10 protein-coding genes and 1 pseudogene are annotated in these 12,976 nt (G+C 71.4%); 6 read left to right on the top strand and 5 right to left on the bottom strand.

What is annotated here, in order from left to right; translation table 11 throughout:
- From BZY54_RS09465 to aroQ, 4 genes and pseudogenes are all read left to right on the top strand, one after another.
- A pseudogene (locus BZY54_RS09465) lies at nucleotides 1-817 on the top strand (TerD family protein); the annotation flags it as partial.
- 259 nt (nucleotides 818-1,076) lie between these two features.
- Entirely contained in the window at nucleotides 1,077-2,081 is a 1,005-nt protein-coding gene (locus BZY54_RS09460) for a TerC family protein (RefSeq protein ID WP_086724461.1), read from the top strand.
- 127 nt (nucleotides 2,082-2,208) lie between these two features.
- Nucleotides 2,209-3,306, top strand: a complete 1,098-nt coding sequence (locus BZY54_RS09455; protein WP_086724467.1) for a calcium:cation antiporter — start codon at nucleotides 2,209-2,211, stop codon at nucleotides 3,304-3,306.
- Nucleotides 3,307-3,456: 150 nt separating this feature from the next.
- Complete coding sequence (aroQ, locus tag BZY54_RS09450) at nucleotides 3,457-3,930, top strand: type II 3-dehydroquinate dehydratase (protein WP_086724459.1); 474 nt, start codon at nucleotides 3,457-3,459, stop codon at nucleotides 3,928-3,930.
- A 234-nt stretch (nucleotides 3,931-4,164) separates the two neighbouring features.
- Here the strand turns inward: aroQ and BZY54_RS09445 are convergent, their stop codons facing one another.
- Together BZY54_RS09445 and BZY54_RS09440 are read right to left on the bottom strand one after the other, a co-directional pair.
- A complete protein-coding gene (locus BZY54_RS09445; RefSeq protein ID WP_086724457.1) occupies nucleotides 4,165-4,821 on the bottom strand; it encodes an MBL fold metallo-hydrolase in 657 nt (218 codons plus the stop codon).
- Between the two features lie 110 nt (nucleotides 4,822-4,931).
- Nucleotides 4,932-5,618, bottom strand: coding sequence for a maleylpyruvate isomerase family mycothiol-dependent enzyme (locus BZY54_RS09440; protein ID WP_086724455.1), 687 nt, complete (start codon nucleotides 5,616-5,618; stop codon nucleotides 4,932-4,934).
- A gap of 233 nt (nucleotides 5,619-5,851) precedes the next feature.
- On the opposite strand from BZY54_RS09440, the gene uvrA reads away from it, so the two are divergent.
- Nucleotides 5,852-8,878 carry an excinuclease ABC subunit UvrA gene (uvrA, locus tag BZY54_RS09435; protein ID WP_086724453.1) on the top strand — a complete coding sequence of 1,009 codons (3,027 nt, stop codon included), beginning with the start codon at nucleotides 5,852-5,854 and terminating at the stop codon, nucleotides 8,876-8,878.
- A 79-nt stretch (nucleotides 8,879-8,957) separates the two neighbouring features.
- On the opposite strand, the gene BZY54_RS09430 is transcribed toward uvrA, so the two are convergent.
- Both BZY54_RS09430 and BZY54_RS09425 read right to left on the bottom strand, forming a co-directional pair.
- Nucleotides 8,958-9,869 (bottom strand): carbohydrate kinase family protein, encoded by a 912-nt coding sequence (locus BZY54_RS09430; protein ID WP_086724451.1) that lies wholly within the window; start codon nucleotides 9,867-9,869, stop codon nucleotides 8,958-8,960.
- Complete coding sequence (locus BZY54_RS09425; RefSeq protein ID WP_086724449.1) at nucleotides 9,866-10,972, bottom strand: LacI family DNA-binding transcriptional regulator; 1,107 nt, start codon at nucleotides 10,970-10,972, stop codon at nucleotides 9,866-9,868. The genes BZY54_RS09430 and BZY54_RS09425 overlap by 4 nt, the downstream gene beginning before the upstream one ends.
- A 254-nt stretch (nucleotides 10,973-11,226) precedes the next feature.
- On the opposite strand from BZY54_RS09425, the gene BZY54_RS09420 reads away from it, so the two are divergent.
- On the top strand, nucleotides 11,227-11,655 hold the full coding sequence (locus BZY54_RS09420) for a Rieske (2Fe-2S) protein (RefSeq protein ID WP_086724447.1): 429 nt from the start codon (nucleotides 11,227-11,229) through the stop codon (nucleotides 11,653-11,655).
- A 97-nt stretch (nucleotides 11,656-11,752) separates the two neighbouring features.
- Here BZY54_RS09420 and BZY54_RS09415 read toward each other — a convergent pair whose 3' ends face one another.
- Complete coding sequence (locus tag BZY54_RS09415) at nucleotides 11,753-12,709, bottom strand: hypothetical protein (RefSeq protein ID WP_086724445.1); 957 nt, start codon at nucleotides 12,707-12,709, stop codon at nucleotides 11,753-11,755.
- Nucleotides 12,710-12,976: the final 267 nt, after the last annotated feature.

Raw genomic sequence — 12,976 nt, 5'->3', positions numbered from 1 at the left:
GCCCGCGTACGCGGGCTGGGACAACCCCGTCTGGCACGGCTACCGGGTGCCGATGGAGATACCGATGGCCCTGCGGCTGGGCGACCTCCGTCTGCCCGAAAGCCGGTCCCTGCGCATCCCCATGCTGGTCCGGCTGCCCCTGGAGCGCGGCCTGTGGATCGACAGCGGCCGCTCCGGGATGCCCGGCGAGACGTTCGCCGATGCCGGGCGACTGCGCCGCCTGGCCATGGACGCGGCCGTGGCGCACGCCGCCCGGCTGCTCGCCGTCCACCCGGCGGGCGAGTTCGGCGTGCACGTCATCGACCCGGCCGGATCCGCGGCGCAGGCGCTGGCACCGCTGGTGCGGACGGGAGTGCTCGAGGGCCCGCCCGCGACCGGCGCCGCGGGTGTCAGGGACGTTCTGAGCCGGCTCACCCAGCGGGTCGACCTGGTGCAGATGGCCGTGCGCGGCGGCGCACCGGACGCGCTGCCGCCGAGGTTCGACACCTCTGAGCAGCTGCTGATCGTCAACGACTTCCCGCACGGCTTCGACGACCGCGCCGTGACCCGGCTGCGCTACCTGGCGGACGAGGGACCGGCCGTCGGCGTCCACCTGATGCTGATCGCCGACCGGGAGGACGCCGCGGCCTACGGTCCGTTGCTCGATCCGTTGTGGCGTTCGCTGCTGCGACTCACGCCGGTCCCCGAGGACCATCTCGCCGACCCCTGGGTCGGGCACGCCTGGACGTACGAGCCGCCGCTGGTGCCCCCGGGCAGCCGGGTGCTCGAGCAGGTGCTCACGCAGGTGGCGAGGGCCCGGCGGGAAGGGCACCGGTGACTGCGGACGCAGGACGGACCAAGACCGAGTAAAGCCTGTCTGACCAGGCGAATTGGTCTTTATTTTACCTTTCTCTTTACCTTTCCTTGGTGATTCGGGTACTGTTTACCGCACGGAGGGGAGTACTCCCTATCTGCTGCGGCGTACCCGTCAATACGGATCAGGCCAGATCCCGGGGCGTCGGCCCGTCCCGGGTGGAAGAGACCTCCGGCAGCGACGACGCTGACTCATTTGCCGTGACGTACTTGCCGGAGGCGCAGTGGAAGTTTCCGTGACCCTGTGGGTCCTGACCATCCTCGGCCTGGCCGCCCTGATCGCGGTCGACTTCTTCATCGGCCGCAAGCCCCACGACGTGTCGATCAGGGAAGCCGGGATCTGGACCGTCGTCTGGATCGCCCTGGCCTGCCTCTTCGGGCTCGGCCTGCTCGTCTTCGGCGGCGGGCAGCCGGCCGGCGAGTTCTTCGCGGGCTTCGTCACCGAGAAGTCGCTGAGCGTCGACAACCTCTTCGTCTTCGTCCTGATCATGGCGAAGTTCGCGGTGCCCTCGCAGTACCAGCAGCGGGTGCTGCTGGTCGGCGTTCTCATAGCCCTCGTGCTGCGGGCCGCGTTCATCGCAGCCGGTGCCGCGATCCTCGCCAGCTTCTCGTGGGTGTTCTACCTGTTCGGCGCCTTCCTGATCTGGACCGCCTGGAAGCTCATCCAGGAGGCCCGGTCCGAGGAGGAGGACGAGGAGTTCGAGGAGAACAAGCTGCTCAAGGCGGTCGAGCGCCGCTTCGGCGTGGCCGACCGCTACCACGGCACCAAGCTGTGGCTCCGGCAGAACGGCAAGCGCGTGATGACGCCGATGCTGGTGGTGATGCTCGCCATCGGCACCACCGACGTGCTCTTCGCCCTCGACTCGATCCCCGCGATCTTCGGCCTGACCCAGGACGCCTACATCGTCTTCACCGCCAACGCCTTCGCGCTGATGGGCCTCAGGCAGCTGTACTTCCTGATAGGCGGCCTGCTGAAGAAGCTGGTGCACCTGTCCTACGGCCTGTCCGTCATCCTCGGCTTCATCGGCGTCAAGCTGGTGCTGCACGCACTCCACGAGTCCGGCGTTCACGTCCCGGAGATCAGCATCCCGGTCTCCCTCGGCGTGATCTGCGCCGTCCTGGCCGTCACCACGATCACCAGCCTGATGGCCTCCCGCAAACAGGCCGAGGTGGAGGAGGTGCGCGAACAGCAGGGCGGCGGTGCCCGAAAGGACAGCATCGATGCCTGACCGTCACGCACTCGACCAACGGCCCACCACGACCGAGCACCGGTCCCCGCAGCACCGCGGTGCGGGGGCCGAGACCCGGCGTCCGCACCGGCATGCGAACCCGGCGGGCCTCTGCGACGATCGCAGCATGATCACGCGGCTCATGGCGCTCACCAACGTGTGGACGACCGTCGTGCCGTTGTTCGCGGTCGTCCTGCTGATCCTCACCTGGGGACGCAGCCTGCCCGTCGCGGTCGTCGTGCTGGTGACCGTGGTGCTCGCCGGCGCGGTGCTGTCGGCCGTGCACCACGCCGAAGTGATCGCCCACCGCGTCGGCGAACCCTTCGGCTCCCTTGTCCTCGCCGTCGCCGTCACCGTGATCGAGGTGGCCCTCATCGTCACCCTCATGGTGGACGGCGGCGACAAGAGCGCGACCCTCGCCCGGGACACGGTGTTCGCGGCCGTGATGATCACCTGCAACGGCGTCGTGGGGCTGAGCCTCCTCGTCGCCTCGATCCGCCACCGCACGGCCGTCTTCAACGCCGAGGGCACCGGTGCCGCCCTCGCCACCGTGGCGACCCTGGCCACCCTCAGCCTGGTGCTGCCGACGTTCACCACCAGCAGGCCGGGACCGCAGTTCTCCGGTATCCAGCTCACCTTCGCCGCGCTGTCCTCACTGATCCTCTACGGCCTGTTCGTGACCACCCAGACCGTGCGCCACCGCGACTACTTCCTGCCCATCACCCGGCACGGCGAGGTGATCCCCTCCGAACACGCGGAGCGCCCCTCCGCCCGCACGGCCTGGATCAGTCTCGTCCTGCTGGGACTCGCCCTCGTCGGCGTCGTCGGACTGGCGAAGGGCGTCTCTCCGACCATCGAGTCCGGGGTGGCCGCCGCCGGGTTGCACCACGCCGTCGTCGGCGTGATCATCGCGTTGCTGGTGCTGCTGCCCGAGACCATCGCCGCACTGCGCTCCGCCCGGCGCGACCGGGTGCAGACCAGCCTCAACCTCGCCCTCGGCTCCGCGATGGCCAGCATCGGCCTGACCATCCCGGCCGTCGCGCTGGCCTCCGTGTGGCTCTCCGGGCCACTCGTCCTGGGCCTCGGCTCCACCCACATGCTGCTGCTCCTGCTCACGGTGGTGGTCGCCTCGCTGACCGTGGTTCCGGGCCGGGCCACGCCGCTCCAGGGCGGAGTTCACCTGGTGATCTTCGCGGCGTACCTGGAACTGGCGATCAATCCCTAGGGCGGGCGCCGGGGGAGGCCCGAGGCAGGCGCGGGCGGCAGGTGAGAGGCAGGGCCCCACCCGGGAAGGACGGGCCGGCATGCCGTGATAAACCGGGTTCGAGCAGCGGCCGTCGACGCACGGCCGTACCCGAACGGACCCGGAGGAACCGTGCCCCGCAGCCTGGCCAACGCCCCGATCATGATCCTCAACGGCCCCAACCTGAATCTGCTCGGGCAGCGGCAGCCGGAGATCTACGGTTCCGACACGCTCGCGGACATCGAGGCCCTGTGTGTGAAGGCGGCCGCCGCGCACGGCGGCACCGTGGACTTCCGGCAGTCCAACCACGAGGGCGAACTCGTCGACTGGATCCACGAGGCACGGCTGAACCACTGCGGCATCGTGATCAACCCGGCCGCCTACTCCCACACCTCCGTCGCCATCCTGGATGCGCTCAACACCTGCGACGGGCTGCCGGTGGTGGAGGTGCACATCTCCAACATCCACCAGCGCGAGTCGTTCCGGCACCACTCGTACGTGTCGCTGCGCGCCGACGGCGTCATCGCCGGCTGCGGGGTGCAGGGATACGCGTTCGCGGTGGAGCGGGTGGCGACGCTCACAGGCGCAAGGCGCACTCAGGCGTAGACGCGCCCGGCGGGGCCGCGCTCCGGCATCGGGTCGGGCCGCCGGCCGAGGGCAGGGAGTGAGGACCGGCGGCCCGTGCCGCCCAGGAACCGTCATCCTGTGCGGGGCTGCCACCAGTTGACTGCGCCGCAGACCGCGGGGGAGCGCACGCCTGCGGCCCGCGCGCGCGAAGGGTTCACACGGGGTGCGAGAGGCACCCCGCGACCGGCTCGCCACCCGCGCACGTGCCGCGACTCACCACCCGCGCGCGTGCCACTCCGGCAGATGCGGGCGCTCCGAGCCCAGCGTGGTGTCGTTGCCGTGACCGGGGTAGACCCAGGTCTCGTCCGGGAGGACGTCGAAGATCTTCGTCTCGACGTCGTGGATCAGACTGGCGAACGCCTTCGGGTTCTTGTGGGTGTTGCCCACACCGCCGGGGAAGAGGCAGTCGCCCGTGAACACGTGCGGGTGCCCGTGCGGGTCGTCGTAGACGAGCGCGATCGAACCCGGGGTGTGACCCACGAGGTGGCGCGCGGTGAGCTCGACCTGCCCCACCCGGATGGTGTCGCCGTCGTCGACCGGGACATCGGTCGGCACCGGGATGCCCCCGGCGTCCTCCCGGCCCGCGTACGTGCGCGCGCCCGTGGCCGCCACCACCTCGGCCAGCGCCTGCCAGTGGTCGCCGTGCCGGTGGGTGGTGACGACGGACGCGATCCCGTCGTCACCGATCATCCCGAGCAGCGTGTGCGCGTCGTTGGCCGCGTCGATCAGCAACTGCTCGTCGGTGGCCCGGCAGCGCAGCAGATAGGCGTTGTTGTCCATCGGGCCGACCGCGATCTTGGTGATCATCAGGTCCTTCAGCTCGTGCACGTCCGCCGGGCCGCCGACCGTCACCTCTCCGCTGTACGTCATGGCGGTCAGCCTATAGCGGCAGGGCCCCGCGGGCCGTCTGCGGTGGGGCCGCCCGAGGGCCGTCGACGTGCCGCGGTCAGAGGGACGTACAGGCGCCGCACGTCCGGGTGTTACAGCGGGGGAAGCGCCGGAAGCGCGCCGCCCGTCACCGTGAGCGCGGATCCGTCGCGTCGTCCGGCGAGCCAGCCGAGCAGGTCGGCCCGGGCTCCCGTGACGGTGACCGCCGGCCCGGCCGCCTCCCGGCCCGTGCTCCAGGTGTGCGTGCCGTCCGTCAGGCGGGTCGGGGGCACTTCGGGGTGGCCCGAGAAGCGCTGTGCGAGGAAGTCGATCTCCCGCTCCACGAACTCGCTCGGAACGTCCTCCAGCTCGTAGCCGATGTCGAGGTCCACATGGTGCAGCTCGACCTCCACCCAGCGCCGGAACGGCACCCGGGAGGCGGAGTCGGTGACCCCGTTGCGCAGCTCCACGGTGCGCGACCAGTCCGCGGGCACCGTGCCGACCTCCTGGAACCGGGCCGCGCTCGTGCGCAAATCGGAGACCTGGGCGTCGAGGGAGCGCGGGGCGTCCCGCTCGATGTCCGCGTCCCGCGCCTCGGCGGAGGCGTACATGGGACGTCCCTCCAGAACGTTCACGAGCGCGTCCGCGTTGCGGGCGAGGTGGGCGAGGACGTGGCCGCGGGTCCAGCCGGGCAACCGTGACTCGTCCGTCACAGCCGCGTTGTCCAGTTTGGCGACCGCGTTGAGCAGTCGATCGGTGGCGTTCTGTACAGACGCCAGGTCACGAGCGTGATCAATCATGGGCCCGACCCTAGCCGCGCCACACCATCGGGTGAAGGTGGCGGAGCGCGGCCGAAAATCGAATGCGCGTGCTATAAGGTCGTCCATGGCGTCGGGCATGCTGGAGAGCCGGGGTTTGTTCACCCACCAGGCGGATCCGGGATTCCCCCCGGCGTTGTCAGTGGCTCCCCCTAGTCTGAAGAAGCACGGGGGCCCCGCCCCTGTCACTTCTCTCAAGAAAGGTGCGGACCGGCGTGGCCGACCGTCTCATCGTCCGTGGCGCGCGCGAGCACAACCTGAAGAACGTCTCGCTCGACCTGCCTCGGGACTCGCTCATCGTCTTCACGGGCCTGTCCGGGTCGGGCAAGTCCTCCCTGGCCTTCGACACGATCTTCGCCGAGGGACAGCGGCGCTACGTGGAGTCGCTCTCCTCGTACGCCCGGCAGTTCCTCGGCCAGATGGACAAGCCGGACGTCGACTTCATCGAAGGTCTCTCCCCGGCGGTCTCCATCGACCAGAAGTCGACCTCGCGCAACCCGCGCTCGACGGTCGGCACGATCACCGAGGTCTACGACTACCTCCGTCTGCTCTTCGCGCGCATCGGCAAGCCGCACTGTCCCGAGTGCGGTCGCCCGATCTCGCGCCAGTCGCCGCAGGCCATCGTCGACAAGGTGCTGGAGCTGCCGGAGGGGAGCCGCTTCCAGGTCCTGTCGCCGCTGGTGCGCGAGCGCAAGGGCGAGTTCGTCGACCTCTTCGCCGACCTGCAGGCCAAGGGCTACTCCCGCGCGCGCGTGGACGGCGAGACCGTCCAGCTCTCCAGCCCGCCCACGCTGAAGAAGCAGGAGAAGCACACCATCGAGGTGGTCGTCGACCGCCTCACGGTGAAGGACAGCGCCAAGCGCCGCCTGACCGACTCCGTGGAGACCGCCCTCGGCCTGTCCGGCGGCATGGTCGTGCTCGACTTCGTCGACCTCCCCGAGGACGACCCCGAGCGCGAGCGCATGTACTCGGAGCACCTGTACTGCCCCTACGACGACCTGTCCTTCGAGGAGATGGAGCCCCGCTCCTTCTCCTTCAACTCGCCCTTCGGCGCCTGCCCCGAGTGCACCGGCATCGGCACGCGCATGGAGGTCGACCCGGACCTGATCGTCCCCGACGAGGAGAAGACCCTCGACGAGGGCGCCATCCACCCCTGGTCGCACGGGCACACCAAGGACTACTTCGGCCGTCTGATCGGCGCTCTCGCCGACGCCCTGGGCTTCCGCACCGACATCCCGTTCGCGGGGCTGCCGCAGCGTGCCAGGAAGGCCCTGCTGTACGGCCACAAGACGCAAATCGAGGTCCGCTACCGCAACCGGTACGGGCGCGAGCGCGTGTACACCACGCCGTTCGAGGGCGCCGTGCCCTTCGTCAAGCGCCGGCACAGCGAGGCCGAGAGCGACGCCAGCCGTGAGCGCTTCGAGGGCTACATGCGCGAGGTGCCCTGCCCGACCTGTGAGGGCACCCGCCTGAAGCCGGTGGTCCTCGCGGTCACGCTCATGGGCAAGTCGATCGCCGAGATCTCCGCGATGTCGATCAGCGACTGCGCGGACTTCCTGCGGGGGCTGAAGCTCGACGCCCGCGACAAGAAGATCGCCGAACGCGTGCTCAAGGAGGTCAACGAGCGGCTGCGGTTCCTGGTCGACGTCGGCCTGGACTACCTCTCGCTGAACCGCGCGGCCGGCACGCTCTCCGGCGGCGAGGCCCAGCGCATCCGCCTGGCCACCCAGATCGGCTCGGGTCTCGTCGGCGTTCTGTACGTGCTGGACGAGCCGTCCATCGGCCTGCACCAGCGCGACAACCACCGGCTGATCGAGACCCTGGTCCGGCTGCGCGACATGGGCAACACCCTCATCGTCGTCGAGCACGACGAGGACACCATCAAGGTCGCCGACTGGGTCGTCGACATCGGTCCCGGCGCGGGCGAGCACGGCGGCGAGGTCGTGCACAGCGGCTCCCTGAAGGAGCTGCTGGCCAACGCCGAGTCGCAGACCGGGCAGTACCTGGCCGGCAAGAAGTCGATCCCGTTGCCCGACATCCGGCGACCGCGCGACCTGTCCCGGCAGCTCACCGTGCACGGCGCCCGGGAGAACAACCTGCAGGACATCGACGTGTCCTTCCCGCTGGGCGTCTTCACGGCCGTCACCGGCGTCTCCGGTTCCGGCAAGTCGACCCTGGTCAACGACATCCTGTACACGCACCTGGCCCGCGAGCTGAACGGCGCGCGCAACGTCCCCGGGCGGCACACCCGGGTGGACGGCGACGACCTCGTCGACAAGGTGGTGCACGTCGACCAGTCGCCCATCGGCCGCACCCCGAGGTCCAACCCGGCGACGTACACGGGCGTCTTCGACCACATCCGCAAGCTGTTCGCCGAGACCACCGAGGCGAAGGTCCGCGGCTACCAGCCCGGCCGCTTCTCCTTCAACGTCAAGGGCGGCCGCTGCGAGAACTGCGCGGGCGACGGCACCATCAAGATCGAGATGAACTTCCTCCCGGACGTCTACGTCCCCTGCGAGGTCTGCCACGGCGCCCGCTACAACCGGGAGACCCTGGAGGTCCACTACAAGGGCAAGTCCATCGCAGACGTGCTGAACATGCCCATCGAGGAGGCCACCGACTTCTTCGAGGCCGTCCCGGCCATCTCCCGGCACCTGAGGACCCTGAAGGACGTCGGCCTCGGCTACGTCCGGCTCGGCCAGTCCGCGACCACCCTGTCCGGCGGTGAGGCACAGCGCGTGAAGCTCGCCAGCGAACTGCAGAAGCGCTCCACCGGACGCACGGTCTACGTCCTGGACGAGCCGACCACCGGTCTGCACTTCGAGGACATCAGCAAGCTGCTGAAGGTCCTGTCCGGCCTGGTCGACAAGGGCAACACGGTCATCGTCATCGAGCACAACCTCGATGTGATCAAGACCGCCGACTGGGTCGTCGACATGGGCCCGGAGGGCGGCGCCGGCGGCGGCCTGGTCGTCGCCGAGGGCACCCCCGAGCAGGTCGCCGGGGTCCCGGCCAGCCACACGGGCAAGTTCCTGCGGGAGATCCTGGGCGCCGACCGGATCAGCGACGCGGAACCGGTGAAGGCCCCGCGCAGGGCCACCGCCGGCAAGGCGGTGGCGGCCGCCTCCACGACCCGGCGGACGGCCACGGCCAAGACCGCCGACGGCACGGCGAGCAAGAAGGCCGCGACCGCCAAGAAGACGGTGCCCGCGAAGAAGACCGCGCGGGCTCGCAAGGCCTGATCGGACAGGCGCGTACGGACGCGCAACAGCCGGACGCCCCGNNCGGGGCGTCCGGCTGTTGCGCCTCGGCGGCGCGCCGCTACGGCGCGCCCACCTCCGACGCGTACGGCGGCTCCGCCCCCGCGCGGGAGCAGGTGATCGCGGCCGCCCGCGCCGCGAACCGCAGCAGCCGGGTCCAGCCCGCGGCGCCGAGACCGGCCAGCCCCTCGGCGGAAAGGGCGTCATGCGCGGCCAGACCGTGCAGCAGGGCCGCGTTCACGGTGTCGCCCGCACCGATCGTGTCGACGACGTCGACCTTCTCGCCCGGCACGGAGTGCTCCGCACCGTCCCGGGTGTGGACGGAGAGCCCGTCACCCCCGTGGGTGATCACAACGGCCGAGGGCCCGGCGGCCAGCCACTCGCGCGGAGTGCCGCCCAGCCATCGCGCGTCCTCCTCGGAGAGCTTCAGCAGGGAGACCGAGGGCAGCCAACCGCGGAACCGGGCCCGGTAGGCGTCCGCGTCCGGGATCAGCCCCGCCCGGATGTTCGGGTCGAGCGCGGTGAACACGCCCTGGGCCGCCGCGCTCCGCATCAGCTGCTCGTAGGCGCTCGCACCCGGCTCCAGTACCAGTGAGCAGGTGCCGAAGGACACCGCGCGGGTCCCCGCGGGCAGTTCGGCGGGCATGCTGAACAGGCGGTCGGCGGTTCCCTCGACGTAGAAGGAGTAGGCGGCGGAGCCGTCGGTGCCGACCGTGGCGACCGCCAGCGTGGTCGGCTCGCCGCCGCGCTGCACGCCGGAGACGTCCACCTCGGCCAGGCGCAGCCCGTCGAGCAGCGCCTGGCCGAAGGCGTCGTAGGACGTGCGGGAGCAGAAGGCCGTGGGGGAGCCGAGGCGGCCCAGCGCCACGGCCGTGTTGTACGGGCCGCCGCCGAGCGCCGGCTTGAGGTCCGCGAGGGCGCCCGCGCCCCGCGGTACCAGGTCGATCAGGGCCTCACCGGCGACGACGATCACGAGTCGGTTCCTTTCTCGGGCCGAGCGGGGCAGCCGCAGGAGGTGCGGTGAACGAACGTGCAGGGCAGGCGCACGGTGCGGGCGGGCCGGTCCGGGGCGGCGAGACGGTCCAGCAGCACCTGCACGGCCCGGGCGCCGAGCTCCCTGCCGGGCTGGGCGACGGCGGTCAGCCGCGGCGAGAACAGGTCGGCCCAGTCGAAGTCGTCGAAGCAGCACAGCGCCATGTCCCCGGGCACGGACAGACCGCGCTCGCGCAGCGCGCGCAGTGCGCCGATGGTCATCGCGTTGTTGGCGGTGACGAGGGCGGTGGGAGGCACGGCGAGGGAGAGCAGGGCAGCGGTGGCGCGTTCGGCGCCGTCCGCCGAGGAGTCGCCGTGCACGACGAGCCGCTCGTCGTGGGGGAGCCCGGCGGCGGCCAGACCGTGCCGGTAACCGGTGATCCGCTCGGTGGTCGTGCTGAGGCCGGGCAGGCCCGCGACCAGGCCGATCCGGCGGTGGCCGAGGGAGGCGAGGTGCGTGACGAGCCGGGCCGTCGGTTCGGCGCCGTCGGCGCAGACCTGGTCGAAGCCGGGCGCCCCCTGGGGCCCCGGCGCCTCCCGGCGCCCAGGTGCCTCCCGCTGCCCTGATGCCTCCGGGGAACCGGCGTCCGTCCCGGAGTGGATGAGCCGGTCCAGGAACACGGCCGGAACGGCGTGACGCGTGAGGTAGGCGACGAGTTCCTGCGGACGGGCCGACGGCGCGACGATCAAGCCGTCCACCCGGCGCTCGTGCAGGAGCTGCGCCACCTTGCGTTCGTGCACGGGGTCGTCGTGCGGATCGGCGATGAGCAGGCCGTAGCCGTGCTCCAGGGCGCTGGACTCGACTCCCTGGAGGATCTCCGTGAAGTACGGGTTGCTGATGGCGGACACCGCGAGCCCGATGGACCGGGTGCGGGAGGTGACCAGCGAGCGGGCGAGGCCGTTGGGCGTGTAGCCGAGCTCCTCCACGGCGTCCAGCACCGCCTGACGGGTGTGGGGCAGCACGGGACGGGTGCCGTTCAGCACGTGCGAGACGGTCGCCACGGAGACCCCGGCGCTGCGCGCCACGTCGGCCATGGTCGGCATCGCGTGTTCCTCCCCGAGCCGCCGCGCGGCTCTCGTCACGGCAGCGCCGTGCCGCCCTGGTCCCCGGTCCGCCGTGCGGGCCCTGCCGAGTCCGCCGCACGGCTTCGTGGCCCGGACCGTATCCCATTCCCGGCCGGACGTAAACGCTTGCGCAAACGCTTACGTCCAGCCGTGTCCGGCCGACCCGCTCCCGGAGCCCGTGGACGCGATGGGTATCGTCGGCGTGCACAGCCCTGCGACCAGTGGAGTTCCCCATGCCCGGCCGTCCGCCCGCGAGCCGCCGTACGATCCTCAGAGGTGCGGCCCTGACGCCCGTCGCCGGGCTCGGGCTCGCCGCCTGCGGGCCGGAGGGCGGCAGCGCCTCGGGTTCCGCCACCCCGACGGCCCCGGTGGACCTCGGCTCCGAGAGCGAGGTCCCCAAGGGCGGCGCCAAACTGTACCGGGACCACAACGTGGTCGTCAGCCGGGACGCGAGCGGCGCCCTGAAGGCGTTCAGCACGGTCTGCACGCACGCGGGGTGCCCGATCAACAAGCTCCAGGGCACCACTCTGATCTGCCCCTGCCACGGCAGCCGGTTCGACGCCACGACCGGCAGGGTGGTGCAGTCCCCGGCCACCGAGCCGCTGGCCGAACTCCCGGTGCGCGCGAGCGGCGGCAAGATCGTCGCGGGCCCCGAGGCCTGACCCGCCCCACCTCCTCGGGAGTGACCGTCCCGGCCACCACGGGGTGAGCGGTTGGCGCCCTGGGGCGAGCGTCCCGGCCACCCCCGGGCCGTGGCGGCTACTCCCAGTCCCAGCCGATCCCGACCATCCCGGACCGCACGCGCGGCTCGACGAGGTGGACCGAGCGGTGCCGTTCGCTCACCGGCAGCTCCTGCCAGCCGCTGCGCGGGGCCGCCGCCGAGTGCTGCGTGAACCGGTGGCAGCGCACCGGGAGGGCACCGGCGTCGAACCGTACCTGAAGGGCGTACTGCCCACCGGCCGAGTCGAAGCCCCGGACGTACTCGCGCGACACACCGGCCGTGCCGTCCTCGACGGCGTACCGGAAGAGGTACGTGTCGCCGGCCCGCAGCCGGGTGTCGAAGAGCAACTCGGCCACGAGCACCCCCGTGTCGTGGTGCCGGCGCACGCGTCCGGTGCGGCAGTTCTCCAGCGCCTGCACGGTCATCCGTTCCGGCACGCAGTCCGGGTCGCCGTGGTGGACCGCGACGAAGCGGTCCACGCCGTCCCGCAGGGCGCGCACGATGTGCTGCGACTCGCGCCCGGCCAGTTCGTGGCGCGCGCCGATCCGTACCCGCTCGTGGTGCCCGAGTGTCTGCAGCCCGCCGTCGCGCGGGATGTCCAGCTCCGCCAGCAGCCGGTGCAGCACACCGGAGGCCTCGACGAGGGAGCGGTAGGAGCGGGAAGCGGGCCGTCCTGGTGCGGGGCGCTCCCGGTCCCCGCCGTTCTCGGCCAGCAGACGGATCAGCGACTCGTCCGGCAGCCGCAGGATCTCCTCCAGGGCCCGTACGGCCCGCAGCGACTCCGGGCGCTGCGGACGCCGGGCCCCCTGCTGCCAGTAGCTCAGACTGGTGACGCCGACCCGGACCCCGTAGCGCGACAGGTGGTGCTGCACGCGCTGCAGCGGCAGCCCGCGGGCGGCGATCGCGGCGCGCAGCGCCACATGGAACGGACCGCCCCGCAGGGCCGTGTCCAGTTCCGGGACGGCGACGTCCGTCTGCTGAGGGGCGTGCGGCATGCACGGGCCTTTCTGTGAAGGTGCGGATGCACAACGGCTGGTCAGACCGTTCACGCGAGTCGCAGGGGCCACCCCCACGGCCCCGACTTCCCCCGCATTGAAGCGTGTTGACCAAGTCCCGACAACACCTGAGACCGGACGGCGGCGTAGTCCTGGCCGAGTCCGCACCCCTCGCGGAGGGGGAGTCCGCATGCTTGTCGGGCGGAGTCCGCACCGCCCGCCGAGGGGTGGAGTGCTCCCCGCGAGGGCGGGGCCGAGCGCGTTGTC

The sequence above is a fragment of the Streptomyces carpinensis genome, from assembly GCF_002154505.1.
Lineage (GTDB): Bacteria > Actinomycetota > Actinomycetes > Streptomycetales > Streptomycetaceae > Streptomyces > Streptomyces carpinensis.
This window is presented reverse-complemented; position numbering and strand designations above follow the sequence as displayed.